This is a genomic window from Paenibacillus sp. N3.4, assembly GCF_008017805.1.
In the GTDB taxonomy this organism is placed as follows: Bacteria; Bacillota; Bacilli; order Paenibacillales; family NBRC-103111; genus Paenibacillus_E.
Genome location: NZ_VRTT01000056.1, coordinates 25,076 through 49,862 on the forward strand (window position 1 = coordinate 25,076; position 24,787 = coordinate 49,862).

Below are 24,787 nucleotides of genomic sequence, written 5' to 3' on the forward strand. Positions count from 1 at the left end.
TGTTGACAACTCGGCAGATCAAGTATATACACCCGGCTGTTTGATTGTGTATGATAGAAATAATTGTCCAAGGAACACTTCGTTTCAGTCAGAGCGAGATCAGATCATGAATGAACGTGAAGCTGTCAGGTCATTTCTTCATCGTAAACAGATCCCTAAGCTCAGTCCGAGTCTAGGGATTTTTAGTTCTAAAAGTGCTGTTTATTCAACAAGGGGGATTACTACAGAAATGGAAAAGTTGATCGGAAAAAAAATTGTGATTGCAGGATCAAGAAAGACAGAGGAAATGAGCGTCTTAATTGAAAAGCAAGGGGGTACCCCACTAGTCCGACCTTTGCAAGGACTTTTATATTTCGATGAAAGTGTAATTCAAAATGAATTGTTATTCTGTGTTCAGCAGCACGTGGATTGGTTTATCTTCACAACCGGAATTGGAACTGAAACGTTGCTGGAGGGAGCAGATCGATTAGGGATTCGTGCGGATTTGATTGATGTCATTCAAGCTGCTAACGTAGCTGCCAGAGGATATAAAACGTATGCTTTTTTGAAAAAATTAAACATAAAGCCCGATGTTGTTGATGAGGATGGAACCACACATGGATTATTTAATGGGTTTGCCTCTATAGATTTGAAGGGGAAGCAAGTGGTGGTTCAGCTCCATGGAGAGCTGCAACCGGAACTTGTCCACTTTCTGGAAGATAGAGGAGCGCAAGTCATTCAACTGCTTCCTTATCGACATATCGAGCCCGAAACGACTGTACTTGAAACTTTATCCCTCGAATTGATTACAGGAGAAGTAGATGCTGTATGCTTTACAACTGCCGTTCAAGTCCGCTATTTATTTGATTATGCGAGGCGCACAGGTGAAGTTGAACGAATTCTCCAAGCATTTTCCAACCGTGCTCGAGCTGTTGCCATTGGTAAAGTAACCGCCGAAGCTTTGAGAAAAGAGGGAGTAGCTCGTATGGTTGTTCCTGAAACGGAGCGAATGGGCGCTATGATCATAGAACTGGTTAAACACTATGAGGAGCTGTCTTCGTAAGGACTGCCATTCAAATGATGGAGTTTCACTAACTCCTTATTGAAGTAAGGAAGGTGTGAAGCAATGAATTTGCAAAATTTCTTTGCGGGAGTCATGTCCTCGCTGTTAGCCTGCAGCGGCGGCGCTTTATTGATTATCCATGTAGCTGAGACAGCTGGATTTACACGGACAGAACTCGTTACTTGGATGTTTGCGGTTTATGTGCTGGGCGGAATCTTAAATGTCGTCATGACCGTACGATATCAAATTCCATTTGGCGGAGCTCATTCCATAACAGCAGTTGCATTCCTTGCTTCCACGGCGTCGCAGTTCACGATCCATGAACTAGCAGCTGGTTATGTGTTATCCGGTTTGCTTATAGTAGGTCTTGGGATGTCAGGTATGTTTAAAAAAGTATTGGATTTCATTCCCAAGGTATTCATCGATGCGCTGCTTGCAGGCGTAATATTGAATTATGTAATGAAGGTCATTCCTTCTGTTTCCGCTATGCCTCTCGTTGGTGGTCTAACGATAGTCGGCTATGTGATCACCCTCAAAATGATCAAAGCAGTTCCTCCCTTTATTGGCGCGCTTGTTTGGGGAATCTTAGGTTTGTTCATAGCCTATGATTTCCCAAATCTATCGTTTACAACGTTTATTTGGCCCCAACCCCTCATTCCTTCCTTTACAATGCCAGCGCTTATTTCTATTGCTATTCCTATTTCTGTACTTATTCTGACCAATGATATCGCGGTTGCCTTAGTAGCTTTGAAAAGTAACGGGTATAACCCTCCAGTAAATAAAACAATGATTATGTCAGGGGCATTTACCTCAGTTGCTGGTGTATTTGCCGGACATGCAGCCAATATGGGCGGAATGATGAGTGCGCTTTGCAGCGGCGAAGAAGCAGGGTCAAGAGAACAGCGGACCTGGGCAGCCATTGTTTCAGGCTCCATCGTTATTTTATTTGGTCTGTTTCTTGGCTAATCATTGATTTAATTCTTATTTTGCCACCAGCGTTCATTTCACTGATGACCGGCCTCTCGCTGCTCGGTGTATGGTTATCCAGTTTGCAAGCGGCATTTTCAGATTCCTCCTATAAATATGCCGTCATGTTTACGTTTCTCATAGCGATTTCAAATATGTCATTTCTGGGTGTTTCGTCGCCGGTTTGGGCTTTATTGATTGGTATTTTAATTGCAAAGCTATTGGGAGAAGGGAAGAAGAAGGAATATTATTGACAGTGGATTCCAAGTTGCCAGTAAAAAGTCGCAATTTCCAGAGACGAGCTATGATAGTATGGTAGAAGGAGCTCCTATCAGCTCCTTTTCTTTAGTTTAAATGTCTAGAAATTGGCTGTTAACCATATCATGAAATAAATTACAAGAAAGAAAATGAGGCCAGTACTCGTATGAGAGGAGCTTGGATATGCAGACCATCATTATCATTGTTTTGTTAGTTATTATCATTGGACTACCCATTCTTACGTTCGGATATTTGTACATCGCATCCAAAAAGCCACAGCATTCGATCATTCGGGCCCATCCTTACTTGGGTTGGATGCGCTATTTGCTGGAGAAATTGGGACCGGAGTTTCGTCAGTATTGGTTTGACAATGATACAAGTGGCAAACCTTTTTCACGAGATGATTATACAGGACTCATTTTTGCCGCGAAATATCGCACAGATATTATTAGCTTCGGGTCAAAACGGGATTATGAAAAACCCGGCTTCTACATTTCTAACGATATGTTTCCAAAGCTTGTCGATGAGTTAATGGTAGATAATTCGGAGAAGGTTCTAGCCAAGAAATACAAAATTGTTCAAGAAGGTATGTTCACACGGCACGAGCGTGTGGTTGAAGAACAAGTTAATAAATGGCTTTATGATGACAGAGATGTCATCAAGGTTGGTGAAAACTGCAGGCATCCCTGGTTGTTGAAAGGAATGTTCGGCGCTTCAGCAACATCGTACGGTGCGGTTGGCGAGCATTATATTCAATCGACCGGCAATGGTGCTCGTATGGCGGGAGGATCATGGATAAATACAGGTGAGGGAGGCGTTGCCCCTGATCATTTGAATTCCGGTGTGGATGTGATTTCTCAGATCGGACCGGGTTTATTTGGTTTTCGGGATCATGAGGGGCATTTCTCCCTAGATGAATTTCGGGCAAAGGCTGCTGAACCTCATATTAAAGCCTTCGAATTGAAATTTGCACAGGGTGCCAAAATTCGAGGAGGTCACTTGGAAGGCACAAAGGTAAATAAGAAAATCGCTGCGATCCGAAAAGTGCCTGTAGGAAAAACGGTGAATTCGCCCAATCGTTTTCCTTTTTTGAAAAACGCAGAGGATACCTTCCGTTTTGTGAAGCAATTACAGGATGTGGGCGGCAAACCTGTGGGGATCAAAATTGTCATCGGCGATCAGCATCGACTGGAATCGTTTTTTCAAACGATGCTGGATCTCGACATTTATCCGGATTTCATTACGGTCGATGGCAGTGAAGGAGGCTCAGGGGCAACTTTCAAAGCAATGGCTGATGGCATGGGCTTGCCGTTATTCCCAGCTTTAATTACGCTGGATGATACGGCTAGAAGATTCGGTGTGCGCGACCGCTTCAAAATTTTTGCATCCGGTAAGCTGATTACACCTGATAAAGTAGCCATTGCACTGGCGATCGGGGCTGATTGCGTCAATTCAGCGCGAGGATTTATGATGGCAAGTGGCTGTATCATGGCGATGCAGTGTCATACCGGTAAATGTCCAGCTGGCATAACGACAACAGACCCTAAATATATGGCAGCTTTGGTACCCGAGGAGAAGCAGTGGAGAGTGATGAACTTCATCCTCCAGATGCGAGAAGGTTTATTTGCTCTTGGCGCGGCTTGTGGATTGGAAAGTCCACGTCAGTTCACTCGCGAACATGTTGTTTTTAAAAATGAATTCGGGCGAACGGTTCGTCTTAGTGAATTATATCCTTATCCGAAACCTGATCGTATAAAAACAAGCTCATCGCTTGAAAAAATCAATGACGCGGGCTGAGATAGGGACGGGTTTTCTCATGGATTTTTCATTCTTTTTATATATAATGGGAAGAAGCGTTATAAAAAGGAGTCTATGATGAAACAAATACTACTCATTGAGGATGAGAAAAATTTAGTGCGTTTTATTCAGCTTGAATTGGAGCATGAAGGATTTATTGTAAAAGCGGCATTCGATGGTCAAGCTGGACTAGACCTTGCTTTGAAAGAAGACTGGGATCTGATTTTGTTGGATATTATGTTGCCCATGATGAGCGGCATTGAGGTATGTCGAAGAGTTCGTGAAGTCAAAAAGACGCCGATTATTATGCTGACAGCGAGAGATACTGTAAACGATCGGGTATCTGGGTTGGATAGTGGGGCAGATGACTATATGCCTAAGCCTTTTGCGATTGAGGAGCTATTAGCTCGCATGCGGTCTATTTTTCGCAGAGTGGAAGTGGGAGAAGTATTACACACGCCATTCTTAATTTCCGCGACATTCGGATTGATCTAGATGCAAGAATCGTTTACAAAGATAAGCAAATTATTGAGTTGACGAAACGTGAGTTTGATCTTATGGTCATGTTTATGAAACACCCGAATCTGGTTCTGACAAGGGACATGCTCATGGATCAAGTTTGGGGATATGATTCACTAGTTGAAACGAATGTCATTGATGTTTACGTACGATATTTGCGAAATAAACTGGATCGATCCGGTGAGGAAAGCTTCATACAAACAGTTCGAGGCATCGGATATGTGTTGCGATGAAAATTAAAATGAAAATGCCTTTATGGCTTAAACGTCTGCCCATCAAATGGAAGCTTATGCTTGGAGCGGCGCTGCTTATCTTCCTCTTGTTCACCTCGTATAACTTTGCTCAATACTTGGTATTGAAGCAATGGATGCTGAATCAGGAAAAGGATGCTATTCAAGTGACCATGGGACAAGTGCAAGATTATTTGCAGACCAAAGCTCAGTCATCCGAATCGCTGCTAGCTGAAGACACACGTGCTTACATGCAGAAAATCATAGGTAAAAACCAAATGATTCGTATCATTGATCAGCAAGGAACTCCGATCTTAACGGTTTCGCAGCATTTTGAGACAAACTGGGTTGATCCGCAGCCAGTAACTGCGCAGCAGCTTGTAGACTTCACCCGCGTCGAAGACCATTTGCTGATTTATAGAAGTCCGGTTACTCAGTCTAGTTGGATAGGAACAATCGAAATTGCAAATAATTTGGAGACATTTGATCATTTTAATCAAACACTGCTTTGGGTTATGATCATTGGCGGCGTGTTGGCTATATTTGTCAGTGGGGTCAGCGGATTAGCGCTGGCTAGGCAATTCATGCGGCCCATTCGAGCATTGGATTCCGCTATTCGAAGTGTGAAGCAAAAAGGACTTGAGGAACGCGTAGCTAATATTGAAAATGGGGATGAATTATCCCGATTAGCGCAGTTATTCAATGACCTTATGAATCAACTCGCGATCTCTTTTCGTCAACAACAACAATTCGTTGAAGACGCTTCCCATGAATTAAGGACGCCGATTACGATATTGGAAGGACATTTGTCTCTTTTGAATCGTTGGGGTAAAACCGATCCAATCGTTCTTGATGAGTCCTTGGATGCCTCCTTACAAGAGGTAAGACGGTTGAAAGGAATTGTACAGGAACTGCTGACTTTGACGAAACTTGAATCTCAATCATCCATGGAGTCCCAGGAGTCTGTTCTTGTGGAACCCGTTCTTAGACAGACGATTCAAAGAGTCAAAGCGCTTCATCCGGACTTTGAATTCAAGGTGGATGCTGCTGGAATATCGGATGTCCAACTCCACATCCATGCGCTGCATTTGGAACAAATTCTGCTTATCGTTCTGGATAATGCGGTGAAATATTCAGCAGAAAACAAAGTAATCATAATAAGAACATCTTGTCAGAAGGATGAGTTAGCGATTTTCGTCCAAGACCATGGCATTGGTATTCCTGAAGAGGAGTTGCCATATGTATTTGAACGTTTTTATCGTGTAGACAAGGCCAGGAATCGGGAAATTGGAGGTACGGGGCTTGGTCTATCTATCGCCAGACAGTTTGTCCGAAATTATCAAGGTGATATATCTATGACAAGTATTGAAGATAAAGGAACGACAGTTGTAATCAAATTTCCGATTCAAAGGCATACTCTCACTTAGGGTATGCCTTTTCTCATTTGTTTTTCATCTTTGTCATGTAAAGTGTTTGTAAAGCGAACCTAGCAAGATAAAGAGAAAAACAAAGGATGATGAGAATGCATGTACAAGATTTAGATTATCAACTGTTTCAGATGATTAACCAACTAGGCCTTACGATGTCTTTCTTAAACCCGCTAATGCGATTTTTTGCATCGTATGCCGAATGTGTGTTCTATCTTGGTGTTATCGTATATTGGTTTACTAGGCGAGAGGTTAATCGTAAAATGGTAGCAGAAGCGCTTCTATCCGCTTGTATCGGATTAATGATCAGTGGTCTATTAGGACACTTCTTTTATCGCGACCGCCCGTTTGTCGTCCATTCTGTGCTCCAATTAATTGCACACCCTGCAAATTCTTCTTTCCCAAGTGACCATGCCATTGGCGCATTCGTTATCGCAACTGCGTTCTGGGTATATCGTCGAAAAGATGGCGTAGTCTGGCTGGCACTAGCCGCATGCATTGCTTTCTCGCGCGTATGGACAGGTGTTCATTATCCTACGGACGTGCTTGCTGGAGGGATTATTGGAATAGTTAGCGCTTTGTGTGTACATCAACTTTTTATCCGCTCAACGATTGCACAAAAAACGTTAATGATACTCATCGATGTGTATGAAAAATTGGAAAATAAGGTTTGGCCGAAACCACAGGTAAAAACAGATCAGTTTTCAACACGCAGGTGATCGCTAGGGGGGACAGATGTTGCCGAGAAAGCTTTTCCTTTTTTTGTTCTGTTTGATACTAACGGCATGTTCGCAGGTGAACAAATTGGTGCAGGGGCCCGGATCAACATTCGCTATATCGAGCCCAAATCCAATATCAACACCGACTCAACAATCGGCAGATTCAACGTTAAATTTGCCTGCTCACACACCACAGGCTAGTCCGCAACCTACAGTAGCCGTTACTCCCGACAAACTTGCTGCGGATGCCAATCTTGCTGCAGTTAAACCCGACCATATTGTTATTGTTGTTGAAGAAAATCATTCTTATGAAAAAATAATCGGCCACCCGTCAGCCCCATATATGAACGCGTTAGCGGAGCAAGGGGCATTCTTTACGCAGTCTTACGCAGTCACACATCCCAGCCAACCGAATTATTTGCTGCTTTTTTCAGGAGCGAATCAAGGAGTCAAGGATGATTCTTGTGGGCATGTATTTAAGACTGCTAATATGGCCAGTGAATTGTTACATGCTGGGTACACGTTTGGTGGTTTTTCAGAGGATTTGCCTTCTGTAGGTTCTTTCGCTTGCACACATAGTCAATATGGACGGAAACATAGTCCTTGGGTAAACTTCACCAATGTGCCAAAGGAAACGAATATGCCACTTGATCAATTTCCAAGTGATTACAATAATTTGCCAACGGTTTCCTACGTAATTCCCAATATGGATCATGATATGCATGATGGAACCATTAAAACCGCAGACGACTGGCTGAAAAATCACCTTGGTCCTTATATAGAATGGGCGAAAACGCACAATAGTTTATTTATCTTGACTTGGGATGAAGATGATTCATCCAAGGATAATCATATTCCGACGATCTTCATCGGGCAGATGGTTAAGAAAGGTCACTACGATCAGCATATTACTCATTTAAATGTGCTTCGGACATTGGAAGATTTATACAACCTTCCTCCTGTAGGAAATTCGGCTGATGCAGGACCTATTCAACATATTTGGCAGCAATAAATTTGAATACCATCACAACCCTCCGATTATATCAAAGGAATTGGAGGGTTTTATTTGTTAATTTTCTCAACTAAAGAGTTAATAATTATTTAAGAATTGGTTCATAAGGGTTTCATTTTTGGCGTCTATGCTTATCTAGTAAGCAAATACATCATCTTTAGGAGGATACAATGAAGAAGAAATGGTTAATTCTAGGAAGCGCTGTGGGAATTAGCAGCATCGTGATGGTCACAACCGGTTTTAGTGCAATGGCGAGTTCATCTGGGTATGACACCTATAAATCAGCATTGAAAAATACGAAAACCATCCAAAACGTAAGTGTGCAAGCGGCAGCAAGTCTTCAAGATAACGGAAATGAGCTTGCGAATGCAAAAGGCAGCTTCAAAGTAAGCACTGATACGAAAACAGCAAGCGGAAATGCAGACTTGACGAGCAATGGTAAGTCACAATCATTAAGCTTCTATAAACAAGCCGATCAAACGGTCCTGAAATCAGCAGATAGTGATGTTTACTACGTGAAACAAGAAGGTAAAGAAAAACATAAGAAGGATAACAAGACGGCAGATTCACAAATTTCTGCGCAAGTGGAGACGGTAATTGATGCTCTGGTAGGTAATTTGAAAGACTACGTGTCCGTAGATGCCAAGCTGATGGATCGAAAGATATTTCCATTCAGCTGGACAACGCTCAAATACCTACAGTCGTGAATGCCATTGCACCAATCGCAATTAAAGAAGCGACGAAACAAGAGAATGACGGCGAGAAAAAAGATAACAAAACGAATGAGTTTCCTGTCAACGAAGATGTATTTAAAAACAGTGCGCCTCAGTTAACGACGGATATCAAAATCGAGAAAGTTGCTGTCAAAGCGACAGTGAATGCATCCAACTATATCCAACATCAAGAGGCTGATCTAACGATTTCCGGCAAGGATGACAACGGCACAGCTCATCAAGTGGTCATTCATGTACAAGCTGATCTTACAGGAATCAACAGTACAACCCCTGAAACAATTGATCTAACAGGTAAAACCGTACAACAATTGAAGCATGGTCAAGAAGGCAAGCATCACAACGACAACTAGTAGCACTTACTTGCATTGATTTTCAAAGGCAGATAGGATTTCAACAGGAAGGCCTATCTGCCTTATTTTAATGAACAGGAGGAAACATCTTGAATCCCATTCTGGAAACGATCCATCTTAGTAAACTTTATGGCAATGAAAGAGGCTTGCGTGATATCAGCCTGCACATAGAGGAAGGTGATGTCTACGGTCTGCTTGGACCTAACGGGGCAGGTAAGACGACATTTCTGAAGCTAATAACGGGGCTAATTCGGGCAGATCAAGGAGAGGTTCACTTGTTTGGAGCTCATATAGCCGAACAATTTGAACAAGGCATGCAGCATGTAGGATGCATGATAGAATCAGCTGACTTTCACGATTTCCTCACGGCACAGCAATACCTTCAGTTGGTCGCCCGCTTTTATCCCAATGTGCATGGAAAACGGATTGATGAGCTTTTGGAAATCGTAGGCCTACATCACGTACGCAAAGAGAAAATTAGAGGTTATTCGACGGGGATGAAACAGAAGCTGGCTTTGGCTGCCGCGCTTTTGCCGGAACCAAAGTTTGTTATCTTGGATGAGCCTACGAATGGTCTAGATATCGAAGGGACGGTTATGTTCCGTAAGGTAATCAAACAATTAAGCGATGAGAAGGGGACCACATTCCTCATATCGAGTCATATGATCCATGAATTGGAACAGCTGTGCAATCGAGTTGGCATCATCGTGCAAGGACAACTGAAGCGAGAGGGCTACGTTTCAGACTTATTGCAAAACAATCAATCGTTGGAACAATTTTATATGGATGAATTACAACTAGGGAAGGAGGGATACGCACATGCATAACTGGAAAGCAGGGTATATCAATGAGCTATATTTGCTCTTATATCGGAGGAAAATTGTTGCGTTTGGGGTAGTTTCGATCCTATTGCCAATTCTTCTTGCGATATCGTTACATGCATTGCAGCCAATTTTGGGATTAATCGCGGTTAGTCCTTCGTTTCCTATCGAGATGTTAACCATTTATACAGGTATTTGGATTCCGCTATTTATTTTGACGATTACAAGTGATCTATTTCCGAATGAAATAGCTTCTAAAACGTTAAAGCTGGCTTTATTGCGGCCTAATACCCGATTCCAAGTGTTTGGAACGAAAGCAGCTGCGATTGGAACAGGCATTGGGGCGATCCTCATCCTTTTAGGCATAATTACATTTTTTTGCAACTTGTTTGCAGGTACTTCGGTTAGCTTTGCCGAAGCAGTAGGAATACTAAAAGCTTATCTGGCAGCTTTTATATCCATGCTTGCACTTTCTGCCGTTTTTGTTTTTATTGCGCAGTTTTTCAAAAGTGCCAATGGCTTTATGGTGTTTAGCATCGTTTTTTATGTCGCGGCCAAGATTGCTCCTTTCCTGTTCAGTTCTTTTTCTTCCTTTTCACCGACGGCTTACACGGATTGGCATATGCTCTGGCTTAGTCAGACGGTAACCGTGGGCAAACTAGCTTCAACAACCTCATTTTTGCTAGCCAGCTGTCTGTTGTTTTTTACACTCGGTTATTATAAATTTGATCGCAAAGAGGTCTAAAACGGGGTATGCTCGCATGTCTATTCGCTTAAAGTTATTACTCTCCTATGCCGCTATGCTGGTTATTCCGCTATTCATCATGATCATCACCGCGGGACTTCTTATTGTCGTTTTTCGTGGCGATGTCCAAAGTGTTCGAGATCAGTATGTCTCAAGTGGGGGTCTCTTCGAAAACCATAACGTGGAGCGCATGGTGAAAGAGATAAAACGCACAGCTGAGAATAATCCAGCAGCATTAATGGATTCTGCCTATTTGGCCGATATTGATCAAGAGCTTCAAATGAACAAATCAGGCTTAATCGTTCGCAAAGCAGACCAAATTGCTTATGTGTCTCCTTCTTTACAACAGTCGGATATACTTGCGCATTTGCCGATCTTTGATCGTCCTGGGCATATCGAGAAAGAAGACGCTAAGCGTTATGGCAATCAAATGCTCGAGACTATTCATTTAGATGTGATGTTTACGAACCATCAACCAGGGACTATCATTGTTGCGACAACGGTTAATCCGCTTGTGAATTTTGCTCAGAAGTTTTTCCCGATTTTATTTATCACACTCATTGTAATTCTAATTACAACGCATACATTGTTGACTTATTTTGTATCTAGAAGCATTATTCGTCCTTTACAGGAGCTAAAACAGGCTATGAAACGAATGAAAGCAGGCGATTTGGACTTTCAGGTGCAAGTCACGAATAAAGATGAAATAGGTCAGCTTAGTCTTGCTTTTGATCAAATGCGTAAGCAGCTTCAAGAATCTATCCAGACACAGCTGCTCTATGAAGAGAATCGCAAAGAACTCGTTTCTAATATTTCGCACGATTTAAGAACGCCTTTGACGGCCATTCGAGGTTATGTCGATGGAATTGGGGATGGCATTGCCGATACACCAGAGAAAAGGCAAAAGTACATTGATATTATTTCCTCTAAAGCTGAAGAAATGGATCATTTGATTGATGAATTGTTTTTATATTCCAAACTTGATTTGAAGCGGCTTCCTTTTAATTATGAAATTGTCGACCTCTTTGCTTTTATGCAAGATTGGTCCGATGAACTGGATTTTGAGCTAGGGAAACAAGGCGTCCATTTTAGTACACAACTATCCATTGAACCACGAATGAAAATCTCGATTGATCGGGATAAAATGAGACGTGTGTTCACCAATATCATGGACAATTGCTTGAAATATATGAATAAATCAGATAAACGAATTGAATTAGAGGCCCACACGTCTGAAAACAACTTAGTCATTGAAATCAAAGATAACGGGCAAGGAATAGCGGCAGAAGCACTTCCACATATTTTTGAACGTTTCTACCGTGCAGATCCGTCCAGAAACAGTCTGACAGGCGGAAGCGGCCTTGGATTGGCTATCTCCAAACAAATCATTGAAGGTCATGAGGGTACGATTCAGGCAACTAGTGTTAAAGGGGAATGGACCGTAATTCGAATCGTCCTACCACTAAGAATGAATAAAGTTGGTGATGACTTATGAAACGAATCCTGATCGTAGAAGATGAACAGTTAATTGCGGAATTAGAAAGAGACTATCTGGAAGTAAGCGGCTATATGGTTGACATTGCAATGGATGGGGAGCAAGGGTTGAAGCTGGGCATGAGCGGGGACTACGACCTGATTATTTTGGATTTGATGCTCCCCCTTATGAATGGCTTTGAGGTTTGCAAACAGATTCGGGAGAAACATAATATTCCTATTCTGATGGTAACGGCGAAGAAAGAAGATATTGATGTCATTAGAGGCTTAGGTCTAGGAGCCGATGATTACATTACGAAGCCATTCAAGCCCGGGGAGCTGGTGGCGAGAGTAAAAGCCCATCTCACTCGCTACGAACGGCTGATAGGTGACAAAGAGAGCAAAGACGTGGTAAGGATACGTGGACTTCTGATTGATTATGGTTCAAGACGGGTTTTTCTCCATGAGCGAGAGATAGCTTTTACGACCAAAGAATTCGATTTACTTTGTTTTCTTGCTATGAATCCGAATCGCGTATTTAGCAAAGATCATCTTTTTGAACGAATCTGGGGCGTAGATGCTCTCGGGGATTCTCAAACGGTTACTGTTCATATTCGAAAGCTTAGAGAGAAGATTGAAGTTGATACGTCCAAATCGGAATATATCGAAACTGTATGGGGTGCAGGCTATCGTTTCCGCTTATAAAATTATCGATAAGGGAGCTACCTTTTTATGAATCTAAATCCGCGAGTATTGATCCTAACAGCAAGCTACGGTAATGGACATATCAAAGCTTCGCAAGCTTTACACCAACAATTGATCAAGCAAGGTGTGGAGCAGGTGAAAATTGTGGATCTCATGAAGGAAGGGCATCCGTTTATTCATATGGTGACCAATTCTCTCATCAACAGAAGTATTCAAATATCAAGGGTTGGTCTTAACTATTACGGTTGGAGCTATTACTTAACGAGAGAAAACAAAAGATCAGCCCTTCTGCAGCGATCCATGACGATATTGGGAAAGAAAAAACTTAAAGAAATTATTAATCAGGAGCGCCCGGATGCTGTTGTTACGACATTCCCATTTGGTGCTTCACCTGAAATATGCCAAAGTTTAGGGATAAGCAATTTCACCGTGCTCACGGATTTTGCCCTGCATTCTTCTTGGCTGCACCCATCCGTGGACAAATATTATGTAGCTACTGAGGAACTCAAGCAGCAGATCATAAGTAAAGGTTTCACTCGGGATCGCATAGAAGTTACTGGAATACCTATAAGAAACGAGTTTACCCGGAACAAGTCTGCTCTTGGGGGAAGCAAGAAGAAAATTCTCATCATGGCTTCAGATTATGGTGCTTCACGTTATGTTGATGATTTATTAGTATCTTTGGTTGGGCATGCTCACTACCACATCACGGTTGTGTGCGGGCGAAATGAAAAATTAAAGCAGAAATTAGAAACACAATTCATGGCCTATCGGAATCTGACCATACATGGTTATGTCAACAATCTTCATGATTTTATGTCTGATTCTTCCTGTATAGTTACTAAAGCAGGAGGACTTACGTTAACCGAAGCGATTGCTATGCAACTGCCGATTCATATTTACAAGCCTTATGCAGGGCAAGAAAGAGAAAATGCGAAGTATCTAGCTAGCCGGGGAGTCGCTGCCGTATCTGACAGTGTAGAGGATCTCTCGCGCAGCATTAAATGGCTTCTGGAGCATCCTACCCTACGTGAGGAAGTTAGCGATCGCATGATGAGCCTAAGCAAAAATCAAGCAGCAACTCATATTGTTGATGATATCATTCAAACCATTCGTCAACCGCTGTCGCTGTCTATTTAATTAATGAGGAGAGGAGCGGGTCTCATGGATGACTCAATGAAGGATGTAGATGTCTTTCTACAAACCATTCATAAGTTAGAGGAGAAGGTAGTTAAACTCATTCATCAATCCAACTTGAAGGAGGAAGAGAAAACGTTTATCCTACGGCACATCCTTATTGTTCCCGGTAAAGACCAAGAACATGAGGATGGCAGGGCCATTTCATGAATGTATGGTTTATATCGATGAATTAGCGTCGTTTAGATCCCAACACAAGGGGAAAATGACGCTTTTTGGTGCGTAATTAAATAAAAAACCCCCGAAATAACTGGGGGTTGAATAGAATGCATAACAATCTATCATACTAATTATAGGGTCTATTATTTCAGAACCCTACGAGCGGTTTTATAATTATTTTTCCACCAACCGGTATTCATATCAGAAATCGTAACACCAGGACTTCCATATGTGTGCAGAATCTTTCCATTACCCATATAGATCCCAACGTGATGAATCGGCGAGTAGAAGAAGACAAGATCCCCTGGTTTCAATTGATCCTTAGGCACATAAGTTCCTACTTGAGATTGCTGTTTGGATGAACGCGGCAGAGATACGCCATTTTTTCCATACACATATTGGGTAAAAGAAGAACAGTCAAAGGCACTGGTATTACCAGTTGAAGCACCAAATTTGTAGCGTACACCCAGATAGCGTTTGCCTAATGAAATAATGCTATCCGCTTTAGAAGAAGTTGCTGTTGCCGTTGATTTTGTTTGGCTCGCCGCAAAAGCAGCTTGTGGAGTAGTGATTAATGTTCCTGCAGTAAAGAGTGAAAAACAGAGCGTAACCCCGGCTAACGATTTGCTCAGGCGGCTCTTCATCAAGTTGTTAGTAGTGATTTTCATGATTGATTTCCTCCTTAGGAATCGTGATTGTGTGTCTGCCTGTAATAACTGTAACACAGATCGGATTCCCTAATATTTGCTAGTAGTGGAGAAAACCTTATAGGGACAAGGTATATTGTTCTTTATAAGAAATTCATGAGAATTAGCTGAGCACAAAAGCCTTGACAAGGCGAGAATGGAAGTGTAGCCTTTCTCATCTTTCTTTCATGTATGCATTCCTTTCTTATGGTAAAATGATTTACAAAGGCAGGTGGATAAAATATGGGTCATTCATTACTTCTCTTCATTAGCCATTATGGATATGCGGCCGTGTTTTTGCTGCTCTTTGTTGGTATTGTCGGCTTGCCAATACCAGTTGAAATATTATTATTGGGTGCAGGCTCCATAGCACTCAAAACGAACCTTCATATGGGGGGACTTATTAGTTTTGCTTGGCTGGGTGCGTGTTTGGGAATGACCTTAAACTACATGCTAGGTAAGAGCATTGGCCTTAAGCGTATTAGTAGGCTGACAAAGTGGATTCACATTCCGGAAAGCAAGTTAGAGAAGTGGGCTGATCAATTCAGGAAATACGGCTCGCTGCTGCTCTTGGTAGGCTTTTATGTTACGGGTTTAAGACATGCATCCCCCTTTATTGCAGGGGCGATAAACATGCGATTTGGAAAGTTTATGATGGTTACATGTGCAAGTGCTTTAGGCTGGATATTAATCTTGGTTATGCTCGGTCAACAACTTGGAAGAGCCTGGCATCATATGTATGCTCACTTCCATCAGCCTCTATGGATCGTTGTCGCTGTATTAATCATTCTTGGGTTTATCGGATTGAAAAAACTGTTACGACAAATTCAATTATCCTCATAAAAAAACCTCCAATCCACTATGCAGTGGTTTTGGAGGTTTTCTGTTTACGTTGATGATACCGATACTCTTTGTACCATTGGAAAATCCAAACGGTTAGTGCAAACCAGAAGCCACTTGCCAAATAGGCTCCTATGACATCGCTTGGATAATGGACACCTAAATAGATACGACTAAGGCCAATCCATAAAATCATAATCACACAACCAATGATGGTTAAGGTTCTTGCTCTACGAGTTGCAAGATGTCTCCACAATAGGAAGGCAAGTGAGGCGTACAACGCGAAAGCTTCCATTGAATGACCACTGGGAAAGCTGTACCCGGTCTCCTCAATGATGTGATGCAGATTGGGACGGGCTCGATGATAAATCGCTTTAAGGATTTGGTTGAAAATAGCGGTTCCTGCAATCATCGTTATAAAGAATGTAATCTCCAGACGATGATGCAGCACGCGATAAAGAAAATACATAAAGGCTAAAGTTATGACAATAACGACTTTCGTTGAACCGATGAAAGTGAATATTTGCATAACGGCAGTTAGCCACGACGTCTCAAAACTTTGTACGAAAGTTATGATGGACATATCGAATTGTGAAACATCTTGCCCGGCAAAACGTGAAGCCACAAATAAAAAACATAGCAACGAGCACAAGCTAATAAAAAAAACGGATGTTACTTGAAGTCTAGGGGCCATCTGAATGTATCACCTGCATTTACAAAGTTAATTCTAAAGTAACATAGTTTCGATCATATTGCTAATTTCTTGTAAAGAACGATGTCTTGGAGTTTTTATCAGGCTACTTTTTCCTGCGAACTTGGACGAATCTGCCGTTGGCTCGAGCATTGCTTAATATTTTGCGAAACATTCGTTTGTCGTTTAATTGATTGAAGATAAAAGGATCCGGAGCTGTGTTTACCTCAATAATCCATGGTTTTAACTGTTTATCAATACCTACATCGACACCAATTTCTTTAAATCCAGCATGGTTTTTTTGAAATTGTTTTGCTATGTTGTATCCCAGTCTTTTTAATTGGGCAATATATTCTTTCTTCTTCGGATCCTTCATATAGGAAGCCAGCAATAATTCCAAAGGCAAGGGCTTCCCGCTATTGTGGAAGTTTGTCACGATTTTTTTTGGATGAGCTACTCGTCCAATGTAGCCTGTAGCTTCCCATTTTTTCGAAGCATTTTTTTGCACCATGATTCGAGTATCGAAAATTTTTTTTTTGTAGGTTAATAAATGAATGCCTTGTTGGACAATATACGATTTTTTACTTTTATTTTTGTTTAGAGAGGTAAATAAAGGATCAAAAGATCGGAAGGCGTGTATGGTCTTGCCGGATTGATAACGGTACTTACCGACATTATCTTGATCAACCCGAATGACACCCTGACCAAAAGATCCATTTACAGGCTTCACATAAACCATTTTATATTTATTTAGCATAGTACGTAGATTAGTGTGATTATATATTCTAGTCTCAGGTACATAAGTTTTCAATTCCTTATTCATTAGAAGCATTTTCGTTTTGGTCCATTTGCTACCCAACGTATGCATACGAATAGAGCACCTCCGTTAAAATTGAATGAATCTACATATCATATTCATTTTCAAAAAAAGGGAGTTGGAGTAGAGTCTATAACTTCTAAATAAACAAACATAAAAGCCTGATCCATGAAGGCATCAGGCTTTAACTATGCAAGGAATGAATTAGAGATGACGTCCGGTAATATAGCGAGAGCCCCAGAAACCAGAATTTATATCAGATATAACTACGCCAGAACTGGTCGTATTGCTAATGAACTTACCATTGCCAATATAGATACCAACATGGTTAATTTGTCCGGGTTTACTTACGCTAAACAGAACCAAATCACCTTTACTTAAATGAGCTTTATCGGCCACGCGTGTACCTACCTTAGCTTGTGCACGGGATCCCCATGGTATGGAAATGCCATTTTTCTGGAAAACCATTTGTGTAAACGCGGAGCAGTCCATAATGAGATGCTGTGTGTCTCTTACACCAAATCTGTATTTGACCTTACCGATATACGATTGTGCTGTTTGGACAATGCTGTTTGCCTTCGTGGAGCTGACAGCACTGTTAGCAGCTGTTGAAGTTGCGGCATGAGCAGAGACTGGATTAATAACTAGACTTCCTGTTGCAAGCAAGGTAAGACTGAGACTTATCCCCACTAACGATTGGCTTAGGCGGCTTTTTCTCATGAATGGCATGATGGTAATTCCTCCTTTAGGATCGTGTTGTTAGGCTATCACCTACAATCACATTAACACATAGGGGATATCCTAATAATTACCTGAAAGAGAGGAAGGTCAAGCAACGTCTAGCATAATCAGCCATTCTTAGAATTTCATGAGAAATGGATGAGGAACAACACCTTGACAAGAACTAACAAGTGGTTTTAGACTGTCCCTATTTATCTGTTCGACGAAAGATTTAAAAACTCGGCTCTAACACGGCTTGTCGACAACAAGATTTTTACAACAGTCAAGTATAGTATTTAAAACACAGCTCATCCTACGGGGTGGGCTGTTTATTTTATGTTGTTTCCCTACGGTTGATTATTTCTCGAAAAGTAAACCAAGAGTCGCTTGGAAGTTTACTTTGTAAACCGTATAGTAATAAGCGGAGGTGACGTTGATGAAAGAAATCAATCTGGCATCGGTCATTGTGGCCAAACGCAGGGACAAAGGAATCACGCAGGATGAGCTTGCGGCATATATCGGCGTTTCCAAATCGTCTGTTTCTAAGTGGGAAACGGGTCAAAGCTATCCCGACATCACATTTCTCCCACAGCTTGCCGCCTATTTTAACATTAGCATAGACGAACTGATGGGCTATTCCCCGCAAATGGAACGGACGGACATCGCAAAACTATACACCCGGTTGGCCTCCGATTTCGCTTCCCTGCCTTTTGAAGATGTAGTCACGGAGTGCGCTATCATCATTAAAAAATATTACGCCTGTTTCCCACTCCTTTTGCAAATAGTCAAGCTGTACACAAATCACTTCATGCTGGCGGGAACGCAGGAACGAAAAGAGGCGCTCCTGAACGAAACCGTGACGCTATGTGAGCGGATTCAGGCGGAAAGCGACGATGCTCAACTTTCCAAAGAAGCGGTTTTATATCAGGCGATTTGCTGTCTGACGCTTAATAAACCGCAGCGTGTTTTGGATTTACTTGGGGAAGGAATCAGACCCATGATACCGGAGGGTGTGTTAATGTCACAGGAAGCGGAAGAAGCCTTTTTGAGGGCATCAGATATCGCACGAATCTTTAATATGAAGAGGCTAAACCCAAACAATGTCATTCTGCTTTACGCACTGGGAGCTCATATGTATTGCGCGAACAATTTCCTCGAAAAAGCGATTGAACTGCTTGGAAAATATGTGGATACTTGCGTGGAAGGATTCTTCCCCTTCGAGCTTCATGGAGATTCCTTCTTTGATCTGATTGACCCGTGGCTAAATGATTGCGACGCAGCCACGCCCCGCAGTGAGCAGGTAATAAAGGAAAGCATGATGCGGGATGGACTGATGAATCCAGCGTTCATTCGTTGCGAGATGACCCTGGATATCAACGAATCGTTCAAAAAATGGAGAATTTTATAGGAGGGCATTGACTATGAAAAAAATCATCAACTGGAAGCTATTTTTCCTGCTTATTGTTGTGTGCGCCGTGACAGGCGTAATGGTTCTACCGTTTACGTACGCGCTTGCTCCGCTGCCAGATAACGCGCCTATGCAGATCATCATACCAGCGCAGATTGCGCAAACACTGGTGTTAAGTGCGTTGGCGAGCTTTTTCGGATTGAGTTTGGCGCACCGATTCTGGAGGAAATTACAGGCGGTGAAAAGCGAAAGGGTTATTTGAAGTCTATACTCGGTTCATCCGTCCTTTGGGGTATTTTGGGCGGTGTGCTTGTCGTTTTACTGTGCATCCCGTTCTGGAATATGTCCGTTGAACTGATGAAGGCGGAAATGGCGGTGCCGATTTGGAAATCCGCACTTGCGATTTTCTACGGCGGCACAGCGGAAGAAATATTGTTCCGGTTGTTTTTGATGACGCTTTTGGTTTGGATTACTTCCAAAATCAAAAAGGCGAAAGATGGAGGTCCAACTAAAATCGGAGTGTGGCTGGCCATAATTATAACAGGCGTGATTTTTGGCCTCGGTCATCTGGGAATCACGAGCGCGCTGACCGCGATCACCGGCGACGTAATCCTCCGGGCGGTATTGCTAAACGGCTCTCTCAGCATTATTTATGGCTGGCTCTACTGGAAAAAGGGGCTGGAGTCGGCTATGATCGCCCACTTTTCTACCGACATTGTGTTGCATATACTCATTCCGCATGTAATAGCGCCATTATTTATCTAATCGGAGGTTATGGACATGAACGAAAAAATAATCATTGGCAGGGGAACGAAATACCCTTTGAATGGGATATTGTCGTTGCCGGATAATTGTTCTTCAAAGGTTTCGGCTGTGGTACTGGTGCATGGCTCAGGCCCTGCAGATATGGATGAAAGTATCGGCGCTAATAAGCCATTCCGCGATATTGCAGAAGCACTGTCTGCCAAAGGAATCGCTGTGCTTCGCTATGACAAGCGCACAAAGATTTACGGGAAGCAGATGCTGAAAGAAAGCCCCGGCGATGTGACTGTAGAAAGCGAAACAATAGAGGACGCCCTCCTTGCCGTCAAACTGCTTAAAAATGACGGCAGAATTGACCCCGACAAGGTGTATATTTTAGGTCACAGCCTCGGCGGTATGCTCGCGCGCGTATTGACGCGGAGGGCGGCGAATTCGCGGGTATAATCATATGTGCAGGCTCGCCGCGTATTTTGAGCGATATTTTGCTGAGCCAAAATGATGATATGCTCAGTCAATTGCCTAAATTCCTACAGAAAATAGCGAATAGGCAAATCGCGGGGCTCAAAGCCAAATTCGGAGCCATCTCCGGTATGAGTGAGGAAGAAGCAAAACAGACAAAGATTTTTGGTAAAACCTACGCATGGTATTTCAAGGAGATGGCCGAACATCCCGTTACCAATTATCTGAGCAGAAAAGAAAAACCCGTGCTGGTATTGCAGGGAGACAAAGATTTTCAGGTCTCTACGGAAAAGGATTTCGCACTCTATCAGCAAATCTGCATCGGTAAGCCCAATGTCCGTTTCAAGCTCTACCCCGGATTGAACCACCTGTTTATGAAGTCGGTTTATGGCAGGGTCAAGGACTTCAAAAAAGAGTACAAAATCCCACAAAAGGTGTCTGCAGAAGTTTTGGAGGATATTGCGGAGTGGATATTGACCAAATAATAAATAGATACCCGTTTATCTCATCGTCTGTCGGTTCCGGTCGATGAACGACGAGGCTTTTACTTCTCGCGCGCATACGTAATCATGGATCACCTTACGGGCGGGCTGTTTTTGTCTGCCGTAGAGAGGGGAGTACATCGTAAAATTTGCACACCCTATTGAGTACCGAAAGAGTTCATCAAATTTTAATCTATCTAAGGTATACTTAGGTAGAATTAATAATCGATTATAGCAAGGGGAACATCATTTGGATATTACAAAGAAAGCTCGTAACCGACCGATGAAAGGGATGGTCATTTTACTAGCAGCTGCTCTAATTATTGGTTATTATATCTATCTGCTTCATACAGGACAAGCCCAAGAACTGCTGAAATCGATTCAAAACCTTGGGTTTCTGGGGATTATTGTTGGCATCTTGGTCCAAACCTTTGCCAATATCGTACCTGTGCCCGGGGAATTCATTTCTGTCATCCTGATGGAAATCTATGGACCTATCTGGGGCGGGATATATACTTGGATAGGTGGTTTGGCTGGTGCAATAGGGGCCTTGTATCTTACGAAATGGTTTGCAAAACCATTTTTCGGAAAGTTAGCACAACCTTTCCTTGTGAAAGTGGAGTCATTTATTCAAAAGCACCAGACAATTGGCCTTTTATTCATCCGTTTGGTACCGCTTGTCCCTTACCATTTTGTGAATTATGCGATTGGATTTTTGAATGTGAGCATCTGGAGGTTCATTTGGACCACAGGTATTGGCATTCTCCCTTTTACCATAGCCATGAGCGGCATCTATGCGGGAGTCCGACAGGGGTCACTTATATGGGGAGTAGTTGGTGGAGGCTTGTTTGTACTGTTATTGATTTTGGGTTTGATATTAAGAAAACGGCATGCACTCCGAACTATCACCATGCAATGATGGCAGTACCCATACCCATTCGTTTCCTGCATACTTATCCTCCTATAACAACCATACTAACCACAACATGAAAGTTGTAGGAGGAAACCAATGTGGAGCGCATATTATTAAAACTTTTATTTATGTCCAGTCTCGCTGCCGCACCTTTAATATTTAAACGTAAACATATATTTATCTTGTTAACGACATTTTTTGCTAAGGCTGTATTATCGACGGCGATCGATTCCTACTTTGTTAAAAGCAAAAAAATCTCCTATCCAGTGAGGCCTTTTGCGAAAGTTTTTGACACGAATATCTTATATGATCTACTGTTTTATCCGCTTCTCAGTGTGATCTGGATAAGATGGACTTATAATGCCAAACCACGTCATATTTTGTCGCGAAGCTTATGCTTCAGTGTCCCAATGTCTATTGCTCAATGGGTAATGGAAAAGAAAACGAATTTATTTAATTGGAAAGAATGGTCTATCTGGCATACGTTTGCGTGGATTAATGTAACCTTGTTTACAATTAGAGGATTTGTTGGTCTAGTCCGCAGATATGTGGAGAATACGGTTCCTCTTACTTCTAAGAAGAGCGGTACAGGAGTGCTGTCCACCATGAAACGGGTGATCCCGTTCGATCATTTGTTTTCATATCAGAAAGTAAGTCAACATGGAGAGCAGATACACGAGCTGCGTGTTGATCACTATGAACAACAAATCCAATAAAATCGAAAAATTATTGTGGAGCATTGCTCTTCCGGGCTTTGGGCAATTTTTAAATCGAAAATATATAAAGGCTATCACCTTAATTATCTTAGAATTTATAATTAATACGAATAGCCATTTAAATATGATTATCATTTATAGCTTCTTAGGGGATATCACGGCAGCAATAGACACTACGGATTACCATTGGCTGATGTTCTATCCTTGCTTGTATATGTTCGGAATGTGGGATGCCTACAAAGATGGGGGAGAGACCGCGGCATATGCGTATCTTCCTTACGCTTTGGGTGCTTTCCTTGGTACAGTCGGACTTATTTATTCAACTGACCTCAAATTGTTTGGTGTGTTATGGGGTCCAGTGTGGTTGGCCATGTTATTTGCCTTTATAGGCATAGGAATAGGTATTTTACTATTTCTCATGCTGAATAATCGTAGGAAGCAATGAAGCAAGCAAAAATAGATAGCTATGTGTATGACTTTCGGATAACATGAAATAAGCTAGATGATTATTTCAAATCACGGGGGTCTACAATGGCAAAAAAGGGTTTATCTATAGGTAAAAAAGCAGTTCCTTTTAAATTAAATTCTACACAAGGAATTCGGACATTGGACGAGTATATCGGTAAGCCCTTAGTCATTATTTTTCTGCGAGGAACCTGGTGCCACAATTGCCGGAAACAGATACCCGAATTAAATCAATTTCATGAGAAATTTCTGCAAAAAGGTGTTAATCTGATTGCAATAGCCGGACAAAATCTAGAGAACATTCAAAATTACGTCCATGCAAATGGCATCACGTTTCCTATTTTATCCGACGAAACCAGAGAAGTTATCAAAAGCTACGAAATATTTTCTCCCATTAAATGGGACTCATTTCGGATTGCCATTCCTAGTACATATATCATCGATGAGAAACAGACGATTCGTTATTCCTACATCGGTGAAAACCAAGGTGATCGACCGTCTGCGAAGCAAATTTTGGAAGTGATCGATTCACTTTCCGTAGTTCCGGATTCATCGAATCTATTTGAAGAAGAATTGCCTGTTTTTTTGAGTAATATGAAGTCTACATTGGATCATGTTAGTCAGTCAGCTTCATTTGTAACGCGAAGTGTTGAAAACAATTTAAATCATATCGACGATATCAAAAAAGACTCGCAGGCTAATTTCGAAGTATTAAATGAATTCGTTAGCGCTTACCATACGAAATACGAGGAGCTTAACCAATATAGTGATAAGCTTAATCATAGCTCACTTGAAATGAATGAGATTCAGCAGATGAACGATATGCTTAGCGATAACATTCGAATGACCCGTGAACGCATGACAGAATTAGTCGCGATGACGAATGAGGTCAATGAAATGAGTGGTGTGATTGCAAGGATATCCAATCAAACTAAAATACTGGCTTTGAATGCTTCCATTGAAGCTGCACGAGCAGGGGAACATGGAAAAGGTTTTGCTGTTGTTGCCAAGGAAGTCACTCTTTTAGCAAACGGAACAGAAGAATCTGCCAGAAATATTACAGCCCAGCTGGCCGCGATAGAAGAGAAAATTAGTGAAAGTTTCGCCTCTTTTACTTCTTTTGAACAAACAATGACTACTGTAAGAGAAAAGATTTCGGCTAATTCTACGGATGTTCTTGACATATCTAGTGGCGTTAGACGAATTGCAGACGACTCTCAGCTTCTTGGAAATGAACTGGACCAAATCAAAGAAAGTCAGCAAAAAGCTCAAAACAGTCTTAATGAGATACAAGAAGTTGAGACAACGATAAATAAAGAAGTCAACGAAATCTTTCAAGATATGCAGTTTAATGTCCAACAGTTGAATGTGATAGATGAACGAAGTAAGAGAAAATAACCAATGTCGTCATAGTCACTCTCTGAAGAGGGTGGCTTTATTTATGCGTGGATAGGTTGTAAATGGAGAAAGGAAGGTAAACATCAGATGGATGATTCATTATTAGAAGCTAAACAGCTGTTTATCACTTCTTATGGCAATATGATTCAGATGCATCGGGAAGGTCGACTTGACGTGTATTTATGCGTGGATAGGTTGTAAATGGAGAAAGGAAGGTAAACATCAGATGGATGATTCATTATTAGAAGCTAAACAGCTGTTTATCACTTCTTATGG

Annotated in this window: 29 protein-coding genes and 1 pseudogene; 26 read left to right on the top strand and 4 right to left on the bottom strand. The window is 41.8% G+C overall.

Translation table 11 applies throughout. The features are described 5' to 3' along the window. The first annotated feature begins 229 nt into the window (after nucleotides 1-229). The 16 genes and pseudogenes from FU659_RS24090 (at nucleotide 230) to FU659_RS24160 (ending at nucleotide 14,145) form a co-directional block, all read left to right on the top strand. The gene (locus FU659_RS24090; protein WP_147949885.1) at nucleotides 230-1,042 is read left to right on the top strand and encodes a uroporphyrinogen-III synthase; all 813 of its coding nucleotides are present in this window, start codon (nucleotides 230-232) and stop codon (nucleotides 1,040-1,042) included. Between the two features lie 63 nt (nucleotides 1,043-1,105). Then, nucleotides 1,106-2,008: a benzoate/H(+) symporter BenE family transporter gene (locus FU659_RS24095; RefSeq protein ID WP_147949886.1), complete on the top strand. Its 903-nt coding sequence runs from the start codon at nucleotides 1,106-1,108 to the stop codon at nucleotides 2,006-2,008. A gap of 20 nt (nucleotides 2,009-2,028) precedes the next feature. Further along, nucleotides 2,029-2,262 carry a benzoate/H(+) symporter BenE family transporter gene (locus FU659_RS24100; protein WP_187274360.1) on the top strand — a complete coding sequence of 78 codons (234 nt, stop codon included), beginning with the start codon at nucleotides 2,029-2,031 and terminating at the stop codon, nucleotides 2,260-2,262. Between the two features lie 187 nt (nucleotides 2,263-2,449). Next, the gene (locus FU659_RS24105; RefSeq protein WP_147949888.1) at nucleotides 2,450-4,063 is read left to right on the top strand and encodes an FMN-binding glutamate synthase family protein; all 1,614 of its coding nucleotides are present in this window, start codon (nucleotides 2,450-2,452) and stop codon (nucleotides 4,061-4,063) included. Nucleotides 4,064-4,141: 78 nt separating this feature from the next. Next, nucleotides 4,142-4,815 (top strand): annotated as a pseudogene (locus FU659_RS24110) (response regulator transcription factor). Beyond that, nucleotides 4,812-6,239 (top strand): HAMP domain-containing sensor histidine kinase, encoded by a 1,428-nt coding sequence (locus FU659_RS24115; RefSeq protein WP_147949889.1) that lies wholly within the window; start codon nucleotides 4,812-4,814, stop codon nucleotides 6,237-6,239. Before FU659_RS24110 ends, FU659_RS24115 begins: the two are co-directional and overlap by 4 nt. A gap of 95 nt (nucleotides 6,240-6,334) precedes the next feature. After that, the gene (locus FU659_RS24120; protein ID WP_147949890.1) at nucleotides 6,335-6,958 is read left to right on the top strand and encodes an undecaprenyl-diphosphatase; all 624 of its coding nucleotides are present in this window, start codon (nucleotides 6,335-6,337) and stop codon (nucleotides 6,956-6,958) included. Nucleotides 6,959-7,010: 52 nt separating this feature from the next. Then, nucleotides 7,011-7,970, top strand: coding sequence for an alkaline phosphatase family protein (locus FU659_RS24125; protein WP_261808014.1), 960 nt, complete (start codon nucleotides 7,011-7,013; stop codon nucleotides 7,968-7,970). 170 nt (nucleotides 7,971-8,140) lie between these two features. Continuing rightward, the gene (locus FU659_RS37550; RefSeq protein WP_261808015.1) at nucleotides 8,141-8,677 is read left to right on the top strand and encodes a hypothetical protein; all 537 of its coding nucleotides are present in this window, start codon (nucleotides 8,141-8,143) and stop codon (nucleotides 8,675-8,677) included. Beyond that, nucleotides 8,674-9,054, top strand: a complete 381-nt coding sequence (locus tag FU659_RS37555; RefSeq protein ID WP_261808016.1) for a hypothetical protein — start codon at nucleotides 8,674-8,676, stop codon at nucleotides 9,052-9,054. The genes FU659_RS37550 and FU659_RS37555 overlap by 4 nt, the downstream gene beginning before the upstream one ends. Nucleotides 9,055-9,143: 89 nt before the next feature. After that, on the top strand, nucleotides 9,144-9,881 hold the full coding sequence (locus tag FU659_RS24135) for an ABC transporter ATP-binding protein (RefSeq protein ID WP_147949892.1): 738 nt from the start codon (nucleotides 9,144-9,146) through the stop codon (nucleotides 9,879-9,881). After that, complete coding sequence (locus FU659_RS24140; RefSeq protein ID WP_147949893.1) at nucleotides 9,874-10,620, top strand: ABC transporter permease; 747 nt, start codon at nucleotides 9,874-9,876, stop codon at nucleotides 10,618-10,620. Before FU659_RS24135 ends, FU659_RS24140 begins: the two co-directional genes overlap by 8 nt. Nucleotides 10,621-10,636: 16 nt before the next feature. Then, on the top strand, nucleotides 10,637-12,115 hold the full coding sequence (locus FU659_RS24145) for a sensor histidine kinase (protein WP_147949894.1): 1,479 nt from the start codon (nucleotides 10,637-10,639) through the stop codon (nucleotides 12,113-12,115). Beyond that, the gene (locus tag FU659_RS24150) at nucleotides 12,112-12,798 is read left to right on the top strand and encodes a response regulator transcription factor (RefSeq protein WP_147949895.1); all 687 of its coding nucleotides are present in this window, start codon (nucleotides 12,112-12,114) and stop codon (nucleotides 12,796-12,798) included. The genes FU659_RS24145 and FU659_RS24150 overlap by 4 nt, the downstream gene beginning before the upstream one ends. A gap of 27 nt (nucleotides 12,799-12,825) precedes the next feature. Beyond that, on the top strand, nucleotides 12,826-13,938 hold the full coding sequence (locus FU659_RS24155) for an MGDG synthase family glycosyltransferase (protein ID WP_147949896.1): 1,113 nt from the start codon (nucleotides 12,826-12,828) through the stop codon (nucleotides 13,936-13,938). Nucleotides 13,939-13,962: 24 nt separating this feature from the next. Further along, nucleotides 13,963-14,145 (top strand): hypothetical protein, encoded by a 183-nt coding sequence (locus FU659_RS24160; protein WP_147949897.1) that lies wholly within the window; start codon nucleotides 13,963-13,965, stop codon nucleotides 14,143-14,145. A 152-nt stretch (nucleotides 14,146-14,297) separates the two neighbouring features. On the opposite strand, the gene FU659_RS24165 is transcribed toward FU659_RS24160, so the two are convergent. Continuing rightward, on the bottom strand, nucleotides 14,298-14,798 hold the full coding sequence (locus tag FU659_RS24165; RefSeq protein WP_147949907.1) for a C40 family peptidase: 501 nt from the start codon (nucleotides 14,796-14,798) through the stop codon (nucleotides 14,298-14,300). A 285-nt stretch (nucleotides 14,799-15,083) separates the two neighbouring features. On the opposite strand from FU659_RS24165, the gene FU659_RS24170 reads away from it, so the two are divergent. Further along, nucleotides 15,084-15,683, top strand: coding sequence for a DedA family protein (locus FU659_RS24170; protein WP_147949898.1), 600 nt, complete (start codon nucleotides 15,084-15,086; stop codon nucleotides 15,681-15,683). A gap of 16 nt (nucleotides 15,684-15,699) precedes the next feature. Here FU659_RS24170 and FU659_RS24175 read toward each other — a convergent pair whose 3' ends face one another. The 3 genes from FU659_RS24175 to FU659_RS24185 form a co-directional block, all read right to left on the bottom strand. Next, on the bottom strand, nucleotides 15,700-16,263 hold the full coding sequence (locus FU659_RS24175) for a phosphatase PAP2 family protein (RefSeq protein WP_147949908.1): 564 nt from the start codon (nucleotides 16,261-16,263) through the stop codon (nucleotides 15,700-15,702). Between the two features lie 214 nt (nucleotides 16,264-16,477). Then, nucleotides 16,478-17,239, bottom strand: a complete 762-nt coding sequence (locus tag FU659_RS24180; protein WP_147949899.1) for a YheC/YheD family protein — start codon at nucleotides 17,237-17,239, stop codon at nucleotides 16,478-16,480. A 153-nt stretch (nucleotides 17,240-17,392) separates the two neighbouring features. After that, entirely contained in the window at nucleotides 17,393-17,917 is a 525-nt protein-coding gene (locus tag FU659_RS24185; RefSeq protein WP_147949900.1) for a C40 family peptidase, read from the bottom strand. Nucleotides 17,918-18,344: 427 nt separating this feature from the next. On the opposite strand from FU659_RS24185, the gene FU659_RS24190 reads away from it, so the two are divergent. The 9 genes from FU659_RS24190 (at nucleotide 18,345) to FU659_RS24220 (ending at nucleotide 24,511) form a co-directional block, all read left to right on the top strand. Next, the gene (locus tag FU659_RS24190; protein ID WP_222708620.1) at nucleotides 18,345-19,316 is read left to right on the top strand and encodes a helix-turn-helix domain-containing protein; all 972 of its coding nucleotides are present in this window, start codon (nucleotides 18,345-18,347) and stop codon (nucleotides 19,314-19,316) included. Between the two features lie 13 nt (nucleotides 19,317-19,329). After that, nucleotides 19,330-19,578, top strand: coding sequence for a hypothetical protein (locus tag FU659_RS36480; RefSeq protein WP_222708621.1), 249 nt, complete (start codon nucleotides 19,330-19,332; stop codon nucleotides 19,576-19,578). Further along, nucleotides 19,575-20,081, top strand: a complete 507-nt coding sequence (locus FU659_RS24195; RefSeq protein ID WP_222708622.1) for a CPBP family intramembrane glutamic endopeptidase — start codon at nucleotides 19,575-19,577, stop codon at nucleotides 20,079-20,081. The genes FU659_RS36480 and FU659_RS24195 overlap by 4 nt, the downstream gene beginning before the upstream one ends. 15 nt (nucleotides 20,082-20,096) lie before the next feature. Continuing rightward, nucleotides 20,097-20,522 (top strand): alpha/beta hydrolase family protein, encoded by a 426-nt coding sequence (locus FU659_RS37560; protein WP_261808018.1) that lies wholly within the window; start codon nucleotides 20,097-20,099, stop codon nucleotides 20,520-20,522. A 26-nt stretch (nucleotides 20,523-20,548) separates the two neighbouring features. Next, nucleotides 20,549-21,022 (top strand): alpha/beta hydrolase family protein, encoded by a 474-nt coding sequence (locus FU659_RS37565; protein WP_261808019.1) that lies wholly within the window; start codon nucleotides 20,549-20,551, stop codon nucleotides 21,020-21,022. Nucleotides 21,023-21,269: 247 nt separating this feature from the next. Continuing rightward, nucleotides 21,270-21,938, top strand: a complete 669-nt coding sequence (locus tag FU659_RS24205; RefSeq protein ID WP_147949901.1) for a TVP38/TMEM64 family protein — start codon at nucleotides 21,270-21,272, stop codon at nucleotides 21,936-21,938. 92 nt (nucleotides 21,939-22,030) lie between these two features. Then, a complete protein-coding gene (locus FU659_RS24210) occupies nucleotides 22,031-22,648 on the top strand; it encodes a CBO0543 family protein (RefSeq protein ID WP_187274361.1) in 618 nt (205 codons plus the stop codon). Then, nucleotides 22,629-23,093 carry a hypothetical protein gene (locus FU659_RS24215; RefSeq protein WP_147949902.1) on the top strand — a complete coding sequence of 155 codons (465 nt, stop codon included), beginning with the start codon at nucleotides 22,629-22,631 and terminating at the stop codon, nucleotides 23,091-23,093. Before FU659_RS24210 ends, FU659_RS24215 begins: the two co-directional genes overlap by 20 nt. A gap of 86 nt (nucleotides 23,094-23,179) precedes the next feature. Then, entirely contained in the window at nucleotides 23,180-24,511 is a 1,332-nt protein-coding gene (locus FU659_RS24220) for a redoxin domain-containing protein (protein WP_147949903.1), read from the top strand. Nucleotides 24,512-24,787 lie beyond the last annotated feature (276 nt).

Bases quoted from the DNA above. Each gene is read 5' to 3' on its own strand.
- FU659_RS24095 (WP_147949886.1), top strand. From the start codon at position 1,106: ATGAATTTGCAAAATTTCTTTGCGGGAGTCATGTCCTCGCTGTTAGCC.
- FU659_RS24090 (WP_147949885.1), top strand. From the start codon at position 230: ATGGAAAAGTTGATCGGAAAAAAAATTGTGATTGCAGGATCAAGAAAG.
- FU659_RS37550 (WP_261808015.1), top strand. From the start codon at position 8,141: ATGAAGAAGAAATGGTTAATTCTAGGAAGCGCTGTGGGAATTAGCAGC.
- FU659_RS24170 (WP_147949898.1), top strand. From the start codon at position 15,084: ATGGGTCATTCATTACTTCTCTTCATTAGCCATTATGGATATGCGGCC.
- FU659_RS24185 (WP_147949900.1), bottom strand. From the start codon at position 17,917: ATGCCATTCATGAGAAAAAGCCGCCTAAGCCAATCGTTAGTGGGGATA.
- FU659_RS24180 (WP_147949899.1), bottom strand. From the start codon at position 17,239: ATGCATACGTTGGGTAGCAAATGGACCAAAACGAAAATGCTTCTAATG.
- FU659_RS24155 (WP_147949896.1), top strand. From the start codon at position 12,826: ATGAATCTAAATCCGCGAGTATTGATCCTAACAGCAAGCTACGGTAAT.
- FU659_RS37560 (WP_261808018.1), top strand. From the start codon at position 20,097: ATGAACGAAAAAATAATCATTGGCAGGGGAACGAAATACCCTTTGAAT.
- FU659_RS24140 (WP_147949893.1), top strand. From the start codon at position 9,874: ATGCATAACTGGAAAGCAGGGTATATCAATGAGCTATATTTGCTCTTA.
- FU659_RS24165 (WP_147949907.1), bottom strand. From the start codon at position 14,798: ATGAAGAGCCGCCTGAGCAAATCGTTAGCCGGGGTTACGCTCTGTTTT.
- FU659_RS24150 (WP_147949895.1), top strand. From the start codon at position 12,112: ATGAAACGAATCCTGATCGTAGAAGATGAACAGTTAATTGCGGAATTA.
- FU659_RS36480 (WP_222708621.1), top strand. From the start codon at position 19,330: ATGAAAAAAATCATCAACTGGAAGCTATTTTTCCTGCTTATTGTTGTG.
- FU659_RS24160 (WP_147949897.1), top strand. From the start codon at position 13,963: ATGGATGACTCAATGAAGGATGTAGATGTCTTTCTACAAACCATTCAT.
- FU659_RS24190 (WP_222708620.1), top strand. From the start codon at position 18,345: ATGAAAGAAATCAATCTGGCATCGGTCATTGTGGCCAAACGCAGGGAC.
- FU659_RS24105 (WP_147949888.1), top strand. From the start codon at position 2,450: ATGCAGACCATCATTATCATTGTTTTGTTAGTTATTATCATTGGACTA.
- FU659_RS24215 (WP_147949902.1), top strand. From the start codon at position 22,629: ATGAACAACAAATCCAATAAAATCGAAAAATTATTGTGGAGCATTGCT.
- FU659_RS24175 (WP_147949908.1), bottom strand. From the start codon at position 16,263: ATGTCCATCATAACTTTCGTACAAAGTTTTGAGACGTCGTGGCTAACT.
- FU659_RS24120 (WP_147949890.1), top strand. From the start codon at position 6,335: ATGCATGTACAAGATTTAGATTATCAACTGTTTCAGATGATTAACCAA.
- FU659_RS24145 (WP_147949894.1), top strand. From the start codon at position 10,637: ATGTCTATTCGCTTAAAGTTATTACTCTCCTATGCCGCTATGCTGGTT.
- FU659_RS24220 (WP_147949903.1), top strand. From the start codon at position 23,180: ATGGCAAAAAAGGGTTTATCTATAGGTAAAAAAGCAGTTCCTTTTAAA.
- FU659_RS24115 (WP_147949889.1), top strand. From the start codon at position 4,812: ATGAAAATTAAAATGAAAATGCCTTTATGGCTTAAACGTCTGCCCATC.